The 18,001-nt window shown below is 39.5% G+C and carries 20 protein-coding genes; 1 reads left to right on the top strand and 19 read right to left on the bottom strand.

Annotation, left to right across the window (positions count from 1 at the left end; genetic code table 11):
• Nucleotides 1-14: 14 nt before the first annotated feature.
• The 13 genes from RRU92_RS02670 to RRU92_RS02610 all read right to left on the bottom strand — a co-directional run bounded on the left by RRU92_RS02670 (nucleotide 15) and on the right by RRU92_RS02610 (nucleotide 10,118).
• Nucleotides 15-956, bottom strand: coding sequence for a YitT family protein (locus RRU92_RS02670; RefSeq protein WP_315640302.1), 942 nt, complete (start codon nucleotides 954-956; stop codon nucleotides 15-17).
• Nucleotides 934-2,697 carry an aspartate--tRNA ligase gene (aspS, locus tag RRU92_RS02665; protein WP_153224584.1) on the bottom strand — a complete coding sequence of 588 codons (1,764 nt, stop codon included), beginning with the start codon at nucleotides 2,695-2,697 and terminating at the stop codon, nucleotides 934-936. Before aspS ends, RRU92_RS02670 begins: the two co-directional genes overlap by 23 nt.
• 148 nt (nucleotides 2,698-2,845) lie before the next feature.
• Nucleotides 2,846-3,061, bottom strand: a complete 216-nt coding sequence (locus tag RRU92_RS02660) for a hypothetical protein (RefSeq protein ID WP_060955102.1) — start codon at nucleotides 3,059-3,061, stop codon at nucleotides 2,846-2,848.
• 18 nt (nucleotides 3,062-3,079) lie between these two features.
• The gene (locus RRU92_RS02655) at nucleotides 3,080-3,721 is read right to left on the bottom strand and encodes a CPBP family intramembrane glutamic endopeptidase (protein WP_153224585.1); all 642 of its coding nucleotides are present in this window, start codon (nucleotides 3,719-3,721) and stop codon (nucleotides 3,080-3,082) included.
• Nucleotides 3,722-3,730: 9 nt separating this feature from the next.
• A complete protein-coding gene (locus RRU92_RS02650) occupies nucleotides 3,731-4,444 on the bottom strand; it encodes a DUF3169 family protein (protein WP_315640300.1) in 714 nt (237 codons plus the stop codon).
• Nucleotides 4,445-4,499: 55 nt separating this feature from the next.
• Entirely contained in the window at nucleotides 4,500-5,222 is a 723-nt protein-coding gene (locus tag RRU92_RS02645; protein WP_315640299.1) for a DUF3169 family protein, read from the bottom strand.
• A 13-nt stretch (nucleotides 5,223-5,235) separates the two neighbouring features.
• The gene (locus RRU92_RS02640) at nucleotides 5,236-5,586 is read right to left on the bottom strand and encodes a PspC domain-containing protein (protein ID WP_153224587.1); all 351 of its coding nucleotides are present in this window, start codon (nucleotides 5,584-5,586) and stop codon (nucleotides 5,236-5,238) included.
• A complete protein-coding gene (locus tag RRU92_RS02635) occupies nucleotides 5,583-5,786 on the bottom strand; it encodes a hypothetical protein (RefSeq protein ID WP_153224588.1) in 204 nt (67 codons plus the stop codon). Before RRU92_RS02635 ends, RRU92_RS02640 begins: the two co-directional genes overlap by 4 nt.
• The gene (locus RRU92_RS02630; RefSeq protein WP_001176235.1) at nucleotides 5,786-5,992 is read right to left on the bottom strand and encodes a helix-turn-helix transcriptional regulator; all 207 of its coding nucleotides are present in this window, start codon (nucleotides 5,990-5,992) and stop codon (nucleotides 5,786-5,788) included. Before RRU92_RS02630 ends, RRU92_RS02635 begins: the two co-directional genes overlap by 1 nt.
• Before the next feature lie 9 nt (nucleotides 5,993-6,001).
• A complete protein-coding gene (locus RRU92_RS02625) occupies nucleotides 6,002-6,469 on the bottom strand; it encodes a hypothetical protein (protein WP_194251809.1) in 468 nt (155 codons plus the stop codon).
• Nucleotides 6,469-7,749, bottom strand: a complete 1,281-nt coding sequence (hisS, locus tag RRU92_RS02620) for a histidine--tRNA ligase (protein WP_153224590.1) — start codon at nucleotides 7,747-7,749, stop codon at nucleotides 6,469-6,471. The genes RRU92_RS02625 and hisS overlap by 1 nt, the downstream gene beginning before the upstream one ends.
• 80 nt (nucleotides 7,750-7,829) lie before the next feature.
• The gene (locus RRU92_RS02615) at nucleotides 7,830-9,077 is read right to left on the bottom strand and encodes a transporter (RefSeq protein WP_315640296.1); all 1,248 of its coding nucleotides are present in this window, start codon (nucleotides 9,075-9,077) and stop codon (nucleotides 7,830-7,832) included.
• Nucleotides 9,078-9,266: 189 nt separating this feature from the next.
• A complete protein-coding gene (locus RRU92_RS02610; RefSeq protein WP_281335249.1) occupies nucleotides 9,267-10,118 on the bottom strand; it encodes an Rgg/GadR/MutR family transcriptional regulator in 852 nt (283 codons plus the stop codon).
• Between the two features lie 131 nt (nucleotides 10,119-10,249).
• On the opposite strand from RRU92_RS02610, the gene RRU92_RS02605 reads away from it, so the two are divergent.
• Complete coding sequence (locus RRU92_RS02605) at nucleotides 10,250-10,819, top strand: MptD family putative ECF transporter S component (protein WP_315640295.1); 570 nt, start codon at nucleotides 10,250-10,252, stop codon at nucleotides 10,817-10,819.
• A 177-nt stretch (nucleotides 10,820-10,996) separates the two neighbouring features.
• Here the strand turns inward: RRU92_RS02605 and dltD are convergent, their stop codons facing one another.
• The 6 genes from dltD to RRU92_RS02575 all read right to left on the bottom strand — a co-directional run bounded on the left by dltD (nucleotide 10,997) and on the right by RRU92_RS02575 (nucleotide 17,922).
• Nucleotides 10,997-12,169: a D-alanyl-lipoteichoic acid biosynthesis protein DltD gene (dltD, locus tag RRU92_RS02600; protein WP_315640294.1), complete on the bottom strand. Its 1,173-nt coding sequence runs from the start codon at nucleotides 12,167-12,169 to the stop codon at nucleotides 10,997-10,999.
• Between the two features lie 47 nt (nucleotides 12,170-12,216).
• The gene (gene dltB, locus RRU92_RS02595) at nucleotides 12,217-13,371 is read right to left on the bottom strand and encodes a D-alanyl-lipoteichoic acid biosynthesis protein DltB (RefSeq protein ID WP_315640293.1); all 1,155 of its coding nucleotides are present in this window, start codon (nucleotides 13,369-13,371) and stop codon (nucleotides 12,217-12,219) included.
• A gap of 452 nt (nucleotides 13,372-13,823) precedes the next feature.
• Nucleotides 13,824-14,516, bottom strand: a complete 693-nt coding sequence (locus RRU92_RS02590) for a methionine ABC transporter permease (protein WP_004250431.1) — start codon at nucleotides 14,514-14,516, stop codon at nucleotides 13,824-13,826.
• A 1-nt stretch (nucleotide 14,517) separates the two neighbouring features.
• The gene (locus RRU92_RS02585; RefSeq protein WP_315640291.1) at nucleotides 14,518-15,579 is read right to left on the bottom strand and encodes a methionine ABC transporter ATP-binding protein; all 1,062 of its coding nucleotides are present in this window, start codon (nucleotides 15,577-15,579) and stop codon (nucleotides 14,518-14,520) included.
• Nucleotides 15,572-16,945, bottom strand: a complete 1,374-nt coding sequence (locus RRU92_RS02580; protein WP_315640289.1) for a M20 family metallopeptidase — start codon at nucleotides 16,943-16,945, stop codon at nucleotides 15,572-15,574. Before RRU92_RS02580 ends, RRU92_RS02585 begins: the two co-directional genes overlap by 8 nt.
• 122 nt (nucleotides 16,946-17,067) lie before the next feature.
• Nucleotides 17,068-17,922 (bottom strand): MetQ/NlpA family ABC transporter substrate-binding protein, encoded by an 855-nt coding sequence (locus RRU92_RS02575; protein WP_315640288.1) that lies wholly within the window; start codon nucleotides 17,920-17,922, stop codon nucleotides 17,068-17,070.
• Between the last annotated feature and the right edge of the window lie 79 nt (nucleotides 17,923-18,001).

Here is an 18,001-nt window from a genome sequence, read left to right as displayed (position 1 = left end):
ATGTCCTGAAATCTTTAGTTTTCGACTTCGACAAATCGGCCTAGGATATGAACATTTTCTGAAACAGAAACAAATGCTGTTGGATCAACTTGCTTCATGATTAATTTAAAATCATTGAACTCTGCACGAGTGATAACCGTAATCAAAACAGCCTTACGCTGGTGATTATAAGTTCCTTCAGCATCATGGATCATGGTTGCTCCACGGTGCAATTTATTATGGATTTTCTCAATGACGGCATCTGGATTGCTAGTAACAATCATGGCCTGCATGCGTTTTTGCTTGGTGAAAACTGCATCTGTCACACGACTTGAGACAAAGATGGTAATCATGGAATAAAGGGCATATTTCCAACCAAAGGTCACTCCTGCAATCAACATGATTGTACCATTAACCAAGAAAGAGATACTTCCGACGTTACGACCAGTCTTCTTACGAATGGTTAAGCTGACAATGTCTGTTCCTCCACTGGAGATGTTATGACGTAAAGCAAAGCCGATCCCCAATCCCATGACAACACCCCCAAAAAGGGCATTGATGATGGGATCCTCTGTTAAGACCACCACAGGCACAAACTGGATAAAGAGCGAGCTCATGGATACCGTGATAAAGGTAAAAATCGTGAACTTATGCCCAATTTGATACCAGGCCAAAATCATGAGAGGAATATTGATGGCATAAAAGGCTACTGAAATCGGGAAATGAAAACCAAACCAGTGGTTACTAAGGGCAGATATAATCTGAGCTAAACCTGTCGCACCACTTGAATAAACGTGCCCTGGTTGGAAAAAGAAATTGACGGCTACTGCTGATAGAAAACCATATACCAGAGAAGCTGAGATTTTTTCATCGTATTTTTCTCGGGAGATACTCTGTAAAACACGCAAAATCCTTACTCGATAAGCAAAGCGGCGAAGATAATGGTACCACTTTTTAGTTAGTTTCGTTTGTTTCATCTTGTTCTACTTGTAGATTAAGTTCCTCTAGTTGTTTAAGAGCTACTGTTGATGGTGCTTGCGTCATTGGGTCAGTTGCCTTATTGTTCTTAGGAAAGGCGATGACTTCGCGGATATTTTCCTCTCCAGCGAGCAACATGACAAAACGGTCAAGACCGATAGCCAAACCACCGTGTGGTGGGAAACCATAGTCCATAGCTTCCAAAAGGAAACCAAACTGGTCATTGGCTTCTTCAGCTGAGAAACCAAGAGCTTTGAACATGCGTTCTTGGAGTTCTTTTTGGTTGATACGAAGACTACCACCACCAAGCTCATAACCGTTCAAGACGATATCATAGGCAATGGCACGAACCTTAGCCAAATCACCTTCAAGCTCATGAGCAGTTTCTGCTTGAGGAAGGGTAAATGGATGGTGGGCACTCATATAACGCCCTTCTTCTTCAGACCATTCAAACATTGGCCAGTCAACAACCCAAAGGAAGTTAAATTTATCCTGATCAATCAAGCCTAGTTCTTTAGCAATACGTCCACGAAGGGCACCAAGTGTTGCATTGGCTACTTCAAGCGTATCAGCCACAAAGAGAACCAAATCCTTATCTTCAAGACCAAGTGCTGCAGTCAATTCTGCTTGGATACCAGTCAAGAATTTCGCAACTGGTCCGTTTAATTCTCCATCAACAACCTTGACCCAAGCAAGACCTTTGGCACCGTACTGTTTGGCTACTTCGGTCATCTTGTCGATATCTTTACGTGAATAGTTGTCCGCAGCTCCTTTGACCACAATGGCTTTTACAGCAGGTGCTTCTGAAAAGACTTTAAAGTCAACACCTTTGACCACTTCTGTCAAGTCCTGAAGCAACATCTCAAAACGAGTATCAGGCTTGTCAGAACCATAAAGAGCCATGGCATCATCATACTTCATACGAGGGAATGGCAGTGTTACTTCGATGCCTTTTGTTTCCTTCATCACGCGCGCAATCAAACCTTCTGTGATATCTTGAATTTCTTGCTCAGTAAGGAATGAAGTTTCCAAGTCGACCTGTGTAAACTCAGGTTGACGGTCTCCACGTAAATCTTCATCGCGGAAACATTTGACGATTTGGTAGTAACGGTCAAATCCCGCATTCATTAACAACTGTTTTGTAATCTGCGGACTTTGAGGAAGGGCATAGAAATGACCCTTATTGACACGAGAAGGCACCAAATAGTCACGCGCCCCCTCTGGTGTTGACTTAGAAAGGAATGGCGTTTCCACATCAATAAATTCCAACTCATCCAAGTAGTTGCGGATAGAATGTGTTACTTTGGCACGAAGTTTAAGATTTTCCAACATTTCTGGACGACGAAGGTCAAGATAACGGTAACGTAGACGCGTATCATCGTTCGCTTCAATGCCATCCTTGATTTCAAATGGTGTTGTTTTGGCTGTGTTAAGTACAGAAAGAGCTGTTACATTCAATTCAACTGCACCAGTCGCCAACTTATCATTGGCTTGCTCACGTGCAGCAACTTGACCAGTCACCTCGATGACAAATTCACTACGAAGGCTTTCAGCTGTTGCCATCACCTCTGCAGATACTTTTTCTGGGTTGATAACCAACTGCATGATTCCTTCACGGTCACGAAGATCGATAAAGATCAAACCACCAAGGTCACGACGACGGGCTACCCATCCTTTCAAGGTAATTTCTTGTCCGATGTGTTCCTCACGAACACGACCAGCATACATACTACGTTTCATGTTTTCTCTCCTCTTTTATTCTGTTACTATTTTACCATAAAAGCGCAGGCTCTTCATGAAAATCATCAGAAAAGTTGAGAAGAATCCTGCTATAAATGAAAAAATCCAGCAAAATCATTCGCTGGACCTTATTTTACTTGGTATTTCTTTATTTTTTTCGCTTTTCAGCAATCTCTGCAGCCTTTTTAGGGAGAACAATCTCCGTTGCATAGGCTGTCGCAAATCGCATAATACCTGCGATTGGTGCAAAGATAACTGCTAGATGGTTATAAAAGAAATCCCCTTTAAAAGCATAGGCAAGCGCTCCAATAATGAAGAAGAGTACAACTGCCTGAATCACTGCTAATAATATCACTCGTTTCATGACTTCCTCCTGAGTCTATTATAGCATGAGAATCATTAAAAATCCGATTAAATTATTTAAAGCATGTAAAGCAATGCTGTATGCCAAACCACCTTTGCTGATATATGCCAAGCCCAAGCTCAAACCGAGGGAACCATACACTAGGAATTGTTGAGGAGTGCCAGGGAAATGAACAAGGGCAAAAATGATAGTACTTACAAGAAGAAAGAGTACTGTCTGCTTGACGTTATCCTGCTGAGGGAAGACATAACGAGCTAACAGACCTCTAAAGGTCAACTCTTCTGTCAGGGGTGCAAAGACAACAATCATGAAGAAAGAGAAGAGAGGTTGATTATGAGTCAATTGTTCTGCCGTCTGTTGACTGACAGATGGATCATTTGGTAAGAAATTTTGTACAACAATGATAAGGACCCATACCAAGGCAGGCAACCAGATGTATTTGTTAAGGCCCGTTTTTTCTATCGTAACAGTTCCTGTCTTATACCACTTGTATGTTAAGAAGGTAAAAGCTCCTGCTAATAGAATATAAAGCGGAAGAACACCGACTATAGGTGCACCTGAACCAAGAGCAATCAGAGGTAAAGTCTGAATAAAACCGTAGATAAACAAAAATGATAAGAAAGCAAGAACAAACCAGCCAATGTTTTTAAGTGTTTTCATAAAAGACTCCTATTTAAAATAACGTTTTGTTTTTCTTAATTGTGCGATAGTTATATAAAAATGAATGACGACTAAAAGAACTAAGGCAACCACTTGTATTTCTCGTAAAACAACTGATAATACTATCAATAAAAAATAGAGTGATGGCAGTAAAATCTGATTCAACCTAAACAGAGTTAAATAGGCACTTTCCATCTCTGCCTGCTTTTCTCCCTCATCATAACTGTTAAGATATGCTAAAATATCTTTTGGAGTGTAATAAACAGACAGTTTATAGTGTCGAACGATAAAAATAGTTCGCAACAAGTAATTGGCAACAATAATGTATAAGCATAATAGAATAAGAGCAGGAAGAATTAGCAAGGTATTCTTAAATATCGGAGAAATCAGTATGATCCCACTGGTCATCATTGCTATCATCAAAACATTTGAAGAAACCGAACCATAATCTAAGTAACGATAGGCTCTTACATAGGTCTGATCACTATCTTCTTCCTCTGTCCCCCTTTGATAAAGAGTATAAACTTCTCGACTTTTGCCAAGATAATACAGGGCTAAGATGAAGGAAATTCCTCCAATAACGAGAGCGAATCCATAAACAGTGTGTAAGACTTGTGACATTTGAATCTGTTCAGCTATACCTCTAAGAGTGTAAGCAAAGGCTCCTACAAAAGCACTTAACATACACACTACTACTCTCAACCATCTACGATTATTTTTCATTTTCTGACCTCTATCTAAACTAGCCAATAACCTTAAATAGTTTAAGTGATCTTTTCTATTTAAAATAACGTTTCACCATAGGTATCTGCATTATATTGATATAAATATGGACTACAGCTACAGCTAAAAGACCTAATAACTGAATTTCTCCCGTAAGTACAGAAACGATATCAATCAAAATATACAAACCTGGTAAAACATATTGGTTTAATTGAAATAAAATTCGAAAACTCTGTTCCAAATTAGCTTGTCGTTCTCCTTCATCGTAAGAATTTACATAATCTAACACATCCTTTGGAATAGAGAAAAATGCCAAATCAAACTGACGAACAATCGAAATCGTCTTGAAAAGATATTTTTGAAGTACTGCAGCTAAAATAAGAGCTGGAACAGAAAGTCCTAGAACGATAAAACTTGTACGGAGTATCACCACTTCATTCATAGAGATGAATAAAGCTAATATAGTCATAACTGACACAATGTTAAAAGCAATCGTACCAAACTCGAGATTTCGATACATTTGTACATAATAAGTTTCATTCACATCGTCATCTATTTCCATTTGATATAAAGCATGGAATTTCCGACTCTTTTTTAAGAAATAGATAGTTAAAAAAATGCTAATCAAAGCTATCAATAAACAAGATGCTGAAATCCATGGAACTAGAGTATTCAAATTAAAACTTGTGCCCAATGCCCAAGCACGACCTGCAAGCATACCTGTAAAATAGCCTAAAACACCAATCGCTAAGAAGTATAAGATTCGTTTCTTTTTCATTTTCATCCTCCCTCTAAACTAATCCAGCCAACCATTGACCAAAGGCTTTACCTGATTCAAAAATAGCTGTCAAACCTTCTGCTCCAAGCGACACCAAAAGCAAACAAACAACAAATAAGAGAATAGCTTGATTTCTTGCTTTTTTCGCTCTATCTCCCAAGGGCTCATTGCCAAGCCAACCTGCTAGATAAGCATAGGCTGTAACTGTTAAAATACCAATCTCCGTCGAAGAGAGAAACAAGAAGAGCGTCACCAAACGAACGATGTTGGTTTGGATGTTAAAATAATTTCCTAAACCTGCACAAACACCTGCAAGTGCTTTGTCTTCAGTATCGACTTGAAAACCTGCTAAAAATTCTTTCATAACTTTTCTCCTTTTACGAGCTCTTTGAATTTTATCTTTCTCTCTACCCATCTAAAGACTAATAGTAGCACTAAATTTATCCAGAAGAGATACTTACTTTCAACGATTGTAAACCAACCAAATAGGCTTCCAATCATAGCCAAAAGATTCACGATAAACACAACGATACAGAGATAATAAATCACTTTATACTTGTTCATCACTCATCCTCCTCTAAGCGAAAAACTGACTCGACTGGCTCATTGAAGATCTGAGCAATCTTCAGAGCAATGACGATGGAGGGCGTGTACTCATCCCGCTCTAGCAAACTGATGGTTTGCCTGGACACGCCAGCTAGTTTGGCCAGCTCGGTTTGATTCAGGCCATCGCGAGCCCGAAGCTCTTTTAGACGGTTTTTTAGTTGCATGTTACACACCTACTCTCCATCAAATTCAACGGCTTGGATATCCTCAATACGTTGCAACTTGAATTTTTCTTTCCCATTTTTATCAACATGACGTAGTTTGACCCATTCCTCATCAACATCCACAACTTCCCATAAATTTGTTCCAAACACTTGTCCAACGATTGTTGGTTTTTTCCCAATTAATTCTTGCAATAATCTTGACATATCTATATTTCCTTTCTCTTTTCTTTCGATTACCTTTAACCTTTTCTCTAACCGCTTGATTTTTTTAGATTGACTACTATAAATCAAGACGAGAAAAGGAAAAAAAATCCATACCCACATGTGGCCCCCTCCTAGTTCTTTATTTCTTAACTTGATTTCATTGTAACATATCTTTTTATTTTTGACAATTATCTTTGTCAAAAAGTTTAAGATTTTTGTCATTTTGCAAAAGAAAAAGGTCAGGAATAAAATCCTGACCAGTTTATCTATCATTAAAACCCTAGTTTTTCAAAGATTTCTGAGAAGTTTTGGCTGATTGTCTCAAGCGACACTTGCACTTCTTCTCGGGTTTGATTGTTCTTGACCGTTACTTGTCCGCTTTCGACTTCGCTCTCACCTAGAGTGATGAGGGTCTTAGCCGCAAAGACATCGGCTGACTTGAACTGAGCTTTGAGTTTACGATTGAGGTAATCACGCTCTGCTTTGAAACCTTGTTGGCGAAGGGCTTGTACCAATTCCAAAGCCTTGACATTTGCCCCTTGACCCAAGACTGCGATATAGACATCTAGGGCGTTTTCGATAGGGAGGGCCACACCTTGCTTTTCAAGGATGAGAAGCAGGCGCTCTACACCAAGTCCAAAACCAAATCCAGCAGTTTCAGGGCCACCAAAGTAAGCAACCAAACCATCGTAACGACCACCCGCACAGACTGTCAGGTCATTGCCCTCAATCTCAGTGATAAACTCGAAAATAGTGTGGTTGTAGTAGTCTAGACCACGCACCATATTGGTATCGATGATGTAGTCTACACCCAGATTCTCCAACATCTGACGCACAGCATCAAAATGAGCTTGGCTTTCTTCATCAAGGAAATCCAAAATAGAAGGCGCATTCTCTACTGCTACCTTATCTTCTTTTTCCTTAGAGTCCAAGACACGGAGAGGATTTTCCTCCAAGCGACGTTGGCTATCCTTAGACAAGGTTTCCTTGAGCGGTGTTAAGTAGTCAATCAAGGCCTGACGGTAAGCCGCACGGCTCTCAGGATTTCCAAGAGTGTTGAGGTGCAATTTAACACCTTGTATGCCAATTTCTTTCAAGAAGTGGGCTGCCATAGCGATAGTTTCCACATCGGTAGCTGGATTGCTAGAGCCAAAGCACTCCACACCAATCTGGTGGAATTGGCGCAAACGACCTGCTTGTGGACGCTCATAGCGGAACATTGGCCCCATGTAGTAGAACTTACTTGGTTTTTGAACTTCTGGTGCGAAGAGTTTGTTTTCCACATAAGAACGAACGACTGGAGCAGTTCCTTCTGGACGGAGGGTAATATGACGGTCTCCCTTGTCGTAAAAGTCATACATTTCCTTGGTTACGATATCAGTTGTGTCTCCAACAGAACGACTGATGACTTCGTAGTGCTCAAAAATAGGAGTACGCACTTCTGCGTAGTTGTAGCGTTTGAAGATTTCACGCGCAAAGCCTTCAACGTACTGCCATTTGGCAGACTCAGCAGGTAAAATATCCTGCGTTCCTTTTGGTTTTTGTAATTTCATAGGGAATCCTCTTTATAACTTAATAGTCCTATTTTACCATAAATGAGGGGATTGGGACAGTGTGAAAAGAAGACTAACACCTAAATTTCATGTTTGAGATTAAGACTAGCTAGGAGAATCGCAAGCAAGGAAAGCCCAACAAACAGAGCCCATGTTAACTGTATATCCCATACTGCCACCAGTGAAAAACAGGCTGTCCCCACTGGTATAGATAGAGTAAACAACAAACCTAAAAAATTACTGGTACGAGAGAGAACCTCTGGAGCAAGATTTTTCATGAGCAGAGCACTAATCTTTGGAGAAATTTTCCCAGAAACATACATGGTAAAAAAGACGAAAAGCATCCCGAGCAAGACTTGGTTTAACAAATTAGATAGACCAACTAGACTGGCTCCTAATGTAACCCACATCATCAATCTAGGTAGAGATTGCTTCCCAAAATAATCATTGCCAGTAAGGCTACTGATGATAACTGCTAATAAGGTAATCAATTGTAAGATAAACAAGGCATCCTTGTAGGAAAAATTCAGTAAGGAATGATTTAAAAGGAAGATGTTATAGATACCACCTAAGGCACCACCCAAAGCATTGATAATCAAGATAGCAAAGAGCATAAAACCAAAGTTTTTCTGTCCACTTTTAAGAAAAACGAGGCGTAAGTTTCGGTAAATCGTTAAAAATTGATCTTTGATAGAAAGTTTCTCATTTTTCAGTGATTTACTATCAACAAGTGGAGTTGATAAGCCTAATTCAGCCCTTCCTAAAAAGAGAACGAGAGCTGACACTAGGAAAAATATGGCATTGATTACCGCTACGAGCGAAAAGTTCTGTGTTGACACCCCTAATAGCCAAACTCCAAAAGCTTGGCCGCCAATCGCAGAGATGTAGGTAATAAACTGAGAAAAGGAATAGGCCTCCATCAGATCTGACTCTGCTACCTTTTCTTTAACGAGAGGCATTCGCAAGCCACCCGCAAAATCACTGGCTACATCACTAATGACATTGATGAGGCAAAGGGTCGAAAAGGCAAAGAAACTAGCTTGCTGAACAACTAGGGCTGCTAGAAAAAATAAAACCGCCTGAAATAAACCGACATAGGTCATCCATTTGACCTTGTCCTTGGTATAATCTGCCCGAATCCCCACAAAAACTGTAAAAAGAGTTGGAAGCATCATCACAACATTCGCCATGGCAACGGCAACAGAAGCCTCTGGCAAAGTCGAGGCATAGACCACAAACACTAAATTAAAAATGGAAGCTCCAAAAGCATTGAAAAATCGTGATAAACTCAAAACTCTGTATGCTTGATTTCTTAGTAATAGTTTCATATAGATTCCTCTCTTTCTCACATACTACTTTTATGGTAGCTCTAGTATAGCATCAAGAATCTTACGAGAAGACATTTTTGAATATATGCAACAGACTAAACTGATAACGAAAACGATAGAATTTGTCTAATGCTAATAAGTATCTTCACAGTCCTATCGTTTCAAGTTATTTTATCTAGTTGCAGATATTCAACACTCCATGGTGCTTCTATAATAGTCAGCAGATCTGCTACAACCAATCATCTCGAAAATACGAATAGCGTCCTCCATCTTTCTCTGCCCTTCCTCTGCTCTTCCTTGCTTACTATCAAGCAAACCTTCTGCCCAGAGGTAGACTATTCGAAAATAGGTTTCATTTTCTTCAAAAAAGTTCTTTTCAATTTGTTTTTTAAAATAGAGGGCATTGGTAAAATCATCAATTTCAATACAGGCCATAAAAGCATTGAGGAGCAAGGTATGCATTATATTTCGATTTTTCCCAACTCCTTGCAAGAAATCTGACTTCCGCAACATTTCTCGAGAGTACTTTGTAAAAAGCTGGACTGATAAAAGCGGAGAGCAGGAAGAAAAGAACAACAATTCATAGTGTCCCCAAATTTCGACAGAAAATAGATAATCATGTAGGACTCTTTCTTCCTCAGCGGTCAATGTAACCGTCTCATCAATGGCTTTCATATAGGATTTTATTAAAATAGCATTGAGAATATGTTGCTGTCTATCTTTTGAAAAAGGAAGTTGTTGATACTCTCTCTGGTAGAGAGTGCGCAAGGATGTCAAATCTTGAGGGTCAATAGCCTCAACTATTCTGTTTCTAAATTCAGAATAGGCATCTTGATGAAAACCTCTCGCCAAAAATAACAATTCTTCCATACTCGCATGAATATTCTCCAAAGCTGTTATTAACTTTGGAGCAGATATTTCACTCTGACCATTTTCAAAACGCGACAATAAGGATGCTGAAAAGCGTCCACCTGTTGCTTTTCTCAAGGAAATTTTTCTTGATTCTCGTAACTCTTTAAAAACTTTTCCTAAATTCTTCATCCTCTTACCACTCGTCTTTTATTTTTTCCTATTTTACCACATTTCCTAATAAATACTAGTTCCAAACCAGCATTTACAATCTGCCACAGGCATGATACAATGAATAACATCAGATATACGAAGGAGAACTTATGAAAAAGAATATCTTGACGACCCTTGTAGCTGCCCTTGTCTACTTTCTCTGTATCGGAGTGGGTGTTCTACTAGGAAACCTTGTCGACCACACTGGAAATATGTTTTACGCCCCTGCCTTTTCTGCTCTTGTGGGTGGTAGCGTCTATATGATCCTTTTAGCAAAGGTTCCTCGTTTTGGAGCGATTACTACGATTGGACTTGTAATCTCTCTATTTTTCCTCGGGAGCAAGCATGGTGCTGGAGCCTTTCTGCCAGGAATTATCTGCGGTCTTGCAGCAGATGGCATCGCTCATCTTGGCCACTACAAAGATAAGGTTAAAAACCTTCTTTCCTTCCTAGTTTTTGCCTTTGGTACTACTGGTCCCATCCTACTCATGTGGTTGACCCCTCAAGCCTATATCGCAACTCTAGTCGCTCGTGGAAAATCTCAGGACTATATTGACCGCATCATGGTCGCGCCTAACCCTTGTACTATCCTTCTCTTTGTAGCAAGCGTCCTTATCGGTGCTTTACTTGGCGCCCTTATTGGACAAGCGCTTAGTAAGAAATTAACACATAAACAGTAACAAAAAAGCTCCTTGTCTCTAATATTTATTTGAGACAAGGGGCTTTTTTAATGAAATATTTAAAATTCACTGTAAATAAATTCTTGGATGTTTGAAAAATCTGTGACAAGAGAATAAATCACGATGCTTAAAATAACCGTGTAGAAAAACAAGGTCCACAATAGTAAACGTTGTGTGTCAGTTAGTTTCATTTGCAAATTTGTAAAGTTCTTTTTCAACTTCCATCCATCCTTTCACCCCAACGTGCATCACGTCAAATAAAAAGTAATCTTCATACTCTTTATTTCCATAGTTTAACACAGTAGCACCATGGCTTTTGGCAACATTTTCTATTTTTTTGTAAGTTTCTTCACGCATTTCTCGTGAAACACCTGTGTAATCATTCCACTTACCATTTACTGGGAGTATAATAACTTCAACTTCAATTCCCAATTCCTTAGCAACTGTCAAGAAGAGTTCCATATCTGAATACTCTGGTGACTCCAGGTAGCTCAAATCTTTATTAGAATCTTTTAATGAAGCATAGCGATCTTTCAAATAAGTATTGTAGTAGTTGTTATCTACAGCATAATCATTATTGTCTGTTTTCTTTTTAACTTCTGCTACAAACTGATCTGTCAGCTGCTCCCAATTATAGTCCGGTGTTTTATCCCCTAATGAAGGATAATCTGATTTGGCATGATTTTCATAGAATTTTTGTTTAAGCTTAAAGGAATAAATCGTGTTATCTAACTCCAATAGTTTTTTATCAACAATGGTTCCTTTTCCTTCTATAAAGTAGCTTTTATACTTTTTATAGATATCGTTCTGTTGTTTATTCCCTTTGGTAATCTCAATAATGCGATTGATCAGTTTTTCTTTGGTTTCCTTACTGATTTTCTCGTTATCTAGCATGTGAAAAATGTGTTCCTGAGAAGCCTTATTTAAAAAAGCATCTTGATGGGTTCCATCCTTTTCGAACCATTGAACAGACTCTACGATGGCTACTTTTCGCTTACTCATAGCTCCTTCAATCGAGCCCAAGGTTGTAGCTTGAATGATATTTTGAGAATAACTGGTTCCTATCTGCATGATATTAAAATCATTGTAGTTAAAAATTTTATTAGGATGGTAATCTTCCTTTACCGTCGCAACTAACTCTGAGGAACCCAGTAGAACTAGTGTGTTGGGTGTGATATTATTTGTTAGAATATCTCTACTTTTATACTTTTCATAAGAAGTGCTGTAGCGAATACTATTGTCCTTGACTTTATAATAATCATCAACCTTCTTGACATATGTCACATTTAAAAGGGCAAGTGTCGCAATTACGAGCACAAGCGATAGTAAAAATGCTTTTAACTTAATCATCTTGTTTTGTCCAATCTCCTTGATTTAGCAGATTTCTTTAAATTTCTTTATCTACTTAAAATTGTCCTGATTATCTTATAAGGTTCTCCTGAAAAGATAAAGAAACCAACCATAACTAAATTCATGGTCACAAACCAACTCATTAGTTTGTACCAAGTTTTATTCTTATGTTTCTTATAAAAAGTGCTTTTCTTTTGATAAATTTCAAATCCAGACATCAGAACGCCATGGTAAAATCCATAAGCGATATAGCTGACACTAATTCCATGCCAAAATCCCATGACTAGCATATTGACCATATAGGCATAGGCTGCATTGTGCAATCTATTCTTAAACCATTTTTTTCTGATAACCTGCATCAAAACTCTTGAAAATACAAAATCTCTCAACCAAGTTGACAAGGTGATGTGCCATCTAGTCCAGAAATCCTTGATATCAATACTCAAGAAAGGCTTATTGAAATTCATCGGTGTCTGAATGCCCAAAATATTACTGCTCCCAACAGCCATCAAACTATAACCCGCAAAGTCAAAGAACAGATAGAGTGTATACAAATACATATATTTGATTGAGTAGACAACTGTACCAGTATTGCTTAGAGCAAGCAGCATCTGGTAAATATAGGTTGATAGAACCACCTTGTAGAGAAGGCCTAGAACAATGCGATAAATACCATCACCTGCTAACTCTAGGTAGTCTTTTCTAGGCATGACTTCATTGATCTCTTTTAGAAATCTTCTGCTACGATCGATTGGTCCCGAACTAACTGTAGGGAAAAAGAGTAGAAACTGAAGATAATCTTTTACACTGATTTTTTCTTTGATTAAACCATCCGATATTTCCAGCATGATTTGGATAGTTTTAAAGGACATATAAGAAATCCCAATAAAAGCCAACAAATGTAGCTGGGTTAAGGCAAAGACTTTATTGACTACTAAAGGTAAAATGGATAACATAACCAGTGGCTTCAACCGTTTTGAATCCATTCTTTGTGCTATGAAAACCAGAAAATACTGGTAAATGATGAATGCCAGTAAATAAACAACCATGGCTTTACTCTTACCATAGATGGCTCCTGCAAATAAAATTGACAGACTTAAAATATAATAATCCTTACGCTTGCCAAAGTAGTTTAAAACAAAGCCAATCAGTAAAACTACAAACAATAGAAGGAAAAACTCATTCCCCTCAAAATAATTCATACTAGCCGAACTCCTTTATCATTTCATAATTCTCTACAGATAGATCACTACCTTAGTCATATCGAAATATGCTTTCTCATTATACCATACTTCCAAAAGTTTATTCCACTTGAATAACAAATATAGTTTATAAAAAGAGCCACACGGCTCTTCAAAAGTAGTCAACCCCTATCCATAATTAAAAATTGCCCCTATAGAGGTTGGTTACCATATAGTGAAAACTCTTAGAATTGCTGTTCTATGCTCTTTTTATACTCAATGAAAATCAAAGAGCAAACTAGGAAACTAGCCGCAGGCTGTACTTGAGTACGGCAAGGCGACGTTGACGTGGTTTGAAATTGATTTTCGAAGAGTATTAAGAGTTTTTTATTTTCTCTAATAATAGAAAAAGATTGAAGAAAATTGTCCAAAATTGACTTTTTCTTCAATCTGAGAGCCACTTAGCTCTTTTTTTATTTATGACTTAATTTCTTGGTCAAGAAGTCGCCCAAGAACTGAATTGTAAAGATAATCAGGATAATGATGAGCGTCGCAAGGACTGTTACATCATGATTGAAACGGTTAAATCCATAGGCGATAGCTACGTTACCGATACCACCTGCTCCGACCGCTCCCGCCATAGCTGTTTCACCGACAAGGGAAATCAAGGTTACAGTTGTCACACGGATCAAGTCTGGTAGACCTTCCGATAGGTAAACACCTACGATGTCCCAGAAAGTAGCTCCGCTAGCTTGAGCTGCCTCGATGACACCGCCATCTAGCTCTGCCAATACCACCTGTACCTGACGAGCAAAGAAGGCAAAGACTGCAAAAGATAGGGGTACAATAGCCGCATTTGGTCCGATACTTGTCCCTACGATTAGATGAGAGAAGGGGGACAAGACAGCCAAGAGAATGATGAATGGCACCGCACGGAAGATAGAGGTAATCTTGTCCAAAATCCAGAAAACAACTTTATTTTCCAAGACACCACCTGGAGCTGTCAAGACAAGGAAAAGCCCTGCAACCAGCCCTAGGAAACCTCCGATGATGAAGGAAAGAACCGTCATATAAAGGGTCAAGTAGATTGCCGTTCCCCAGCCAGCCTGACCAGACCAACCCATCTTGTAGACGTTTGGTAAGTATGCTTTAATCAATTCTGCCATCTTACTGTCCTCCCTTCAATACTTTTAGTTGCACACCAGCCTGACGGATGGCGTCTTGAGCGCTTGCCAAGGCTTCTTTTTCCCCTGACAAGACAACCACAAGTTCACCCACAGGAGTACCATCCAAAATTTCAATGTTTCCATAGAGAATATTGGCTGTTACTTGGTAGTGCTTGTACAATTCATTCAAAAGCGGCTCATCTGTAGAAGCGCCTGCATACTTGAGTTGTACCAAAATGCTGTTTTCAGATAAGTGCTCTACAATTTCTTGTTTCTCAATCTTGACCATAGCTTCATCAATACCTGTCGCAGTTGAGATAAAGTCCTGAGTCAATGGTTGCTTAGGATCAGAGAAGATTTCAAGAACGCTACCTTCTTCAATCAAGCGGCCATCCTGCATCACTGCCACACGGTTAGCAATGTCTTTGACAATCTGCATCTCGTGTGTAATCAAGACAATGGTCAAACCTAGTTTACGGTTCAATTCTTGCAAGAGTGACAAGATTTGTTTCGTTGTCTTTGGATCAAGAGCTGAAGTTGACTCGTCTGAAATCAAGATTTTTGGATCATTTGCCAAGGCACGCGCAATAGCCACACGTTGTTTTTGACCTCCAGAAAGCTGTGAAGGGTAGTTTTCGGCACGGTCCGCAAGACCAACCAAGTCCAACAATTTAGCTACTTTAGCCTTCTTTTCTTCCTTGCTGAGTCCAGAGTGTTTGAGGGCGAAGGCTACATTCTCCTCTGCTGTCTTTTGGCTCATGAGGTTAAAGTGTTGGAAGATCATCCCGATGTCTTGACGTTTACGACGCAACTGCTCCGCCGTCAAGGTGACCTTACCATCAAAAATTACATCATTATCTACAGTAATTCGACCTGCAGATGGTTTTTGCAAGAGGTTAATAACACGAACTAGGGTTGATTTCCCTGCTCCAGAATATCCAACGATTCCGTAGATATCCCCTTCTTGGATGTGAATAGTCACATCCTTGACCGCTGTGATGGTTCTTTTCTTTTGGTGAAAAGTCACATCGATCTGATCTAACTTGATAATATCTCTACTCATAGCTTCTAATCAGCTCCTCTACTAATTCAATATGGGTGTAATAATCGGCGATTCGTACATTCTCATCTCCACCATGGTCTCGGCTATTAGCATTTCCTAGACCAAAGGCAACCATAGGTACTTCTAAAGCATCAAAGACCGTATGCATAGGTCCTGTCCCAGCTGTAGTCGGCAAGACAGATACGCCCTGTGGATAGAATTTCTTGGCTAACTCAATAACATTGAGAATAGATGGTGCACTCATATCACTTCGATAACTCATCTCACCCAAGGTATAGTATAATTCTACCTTATCAAAGCCATTTTTGTCTAGTTGTTTCCGGATTTTATCCAAAACATCATGTGGGTCCAAGCCAGGAACCAAACGAACTTCTAGCTTGGCACTAGCCTCTGCTGGTAGAATCGTTTTAACTCCTTGCCCCTGATAACCAGACTGAATCCCTTCGATATTGAGTGCTGGTTCAAAGAAGAAACGCTTTAGAAAGGCTGTACGTTCCTCTTGTAAAAGTGGCAATTCCAAGCCATAAATCTGGCTGATTTCCTCTGGATTGCGTTGAGCATAGGTTTCAACCAAGGCTAACTCTCGTTCATTAGGCTCTTGAACCTCATCGTACAAGCCCTCAACTAAAATACGTCCATCTGCAGCTCGCAAACTAGTCAAGGCTTGAATCAGATACCAAGGCGCTGACTCTACAATACCGCCATAGCTAGAGTGGATATCCACATCGGCACTCTTGACCTTGGCATCAAAAGTCACAATTCCTTTGTTCCCACCAGAGATTTCTAGCTGTTCCAAGGCATTTTTGGTTCCTTGTTCCCAGACCAATAAATCTGCACCACGAAGCTTGTCCGCATGTTTTTCTAGATATTTGTCCAAGTCCATAGAGGCAGATTCCTCTGCGCCTTCCATGATGAAACTGATATTGACTGGTAGATCATCATGATGCTGCATGTATTTTCTAAGAGCACTCAAGCGGGCAGTGATATGTCCCTTGTCATCATCAACCCCGCGTCCATACATGATGCCATCACGGACAGAAAGCGTAAATGGATCCTCTGTCCAGACTTGGTCGCCATCCGCAGGTACTGTGTCATAGTGGTTGTAGAAAATGATAGTCTTGGCATTTGGGCGTGAACTTTTAAAATGCGCCATGACAAAGGGTGCCCTATAACTCTCATCAATCTCGACCTCTGCACCTACACGCTTGAAGATCTCGCCTAGATAACGAGCCACTTCTTTCAAGCCGACTTGTTGGGCAAAGACTGATTTTTTAGAAATCAAGGTCCGCAAAACTTCAAAGTAATGTTGCGCCACATGATCCTTTTCAAACTTTTCAATTTGTTCTTCTTGGCTAGGGAAAACCATTTTCTCTCTACCTTTCTACTAGGACTTGTACCTTTGGAATCAATACAAGTGGATGTTCCTTTTCTTTAGTCTCTATATAAAAGCAAGAGGTGGAAAAAATCTCTCCCACCTCCCTGTGTTTATTACCAAACTGGTTGATCCAAGCCGTCTGAAGTTTCTTCGATGACTTTTTTCACTTCGTCAGTGTGGTAAGCTGCGATAATTTTCTTGATTGCATCAGCTTTAGGTGATGATTCCCAATCTTTTTTCGCAACGATGATGTTGTACCATTGTTTTGAGTTTTCGTCAGCTTGCTCTTTAAAGAGTGCTTTCTTGTAGTCCAATTTTGCTTCTGTAACAAAAGTGTTGTTTACAACTGCTGCATCAACTGATGTCAATGAACGAGCTGTTTGGCTAGCATCCAACTCAGTGATTTTCAAGTTCTTTGGATTTTCTTTGATGTTTGCGATTGTAGCAAGTTCAGTTCCTGAAACATCCAATTTAATCAAACCTGCTGATTGAAGAAGGTAAAGGGCACGGCTTTCGTTAGTAGCATCGTTTGGAATTGCGATTTCACCGTTATCTGGGATTTCTTCCACTTTAGTGTACTTGTTTTCTTCTCCGTTTTTACCTGAGTAAAGGCGGATTGGTGAGATATAAGTATCTGCAATCGCTACAAGATCTTTACCGTTTTCTTTGTTCCAGTTGTTCAAGAAGTTGTAGTGTTGGAAAGCGTTCAAGTCTACTTCACCATCAGCAGTTGCTTTATTTGGTTGTGAGTAGTCTGTAAACTCTGTGAATTCCAATTTAATTCCGTCTTTTTCAACCAATTCTTGGACTTTGTCCCAGCGTGCTTCTTCTGAACCGCTACGGTTAACAGTCGCAATTTTAACTGTAGTTGTGTTGTCTGCTTTCTTGTCTGAATTTCCGCAAGCTGCAAGTGCAAGGCCTGCTACTGTAGCAATAGCTGCTACGCCTAACCATTTTTTAATTTTCATGATTCGTTCTCCTTTAAAAATAATACCGTAATAGTATCTCATACTTTATTTGATTTCGCAAATTGTTAATAGATAGGAA

The sequence above is a fragment of the Streptococcus sp. DTU_2020_1001019_1_SI_AUS_MUR_006 genome (genome assembly GCF_032340315.1).
Lineage (GTDB): Bacteria > Bacillota > Bacilli > Lactobacillales > Streptococcaceae > Streptococcus.
The sequence above is the reverse complement of the archived record's forward strand: the minus strand, read 5'-3'. Positions and strand labels throughout refer to the sequence as shown.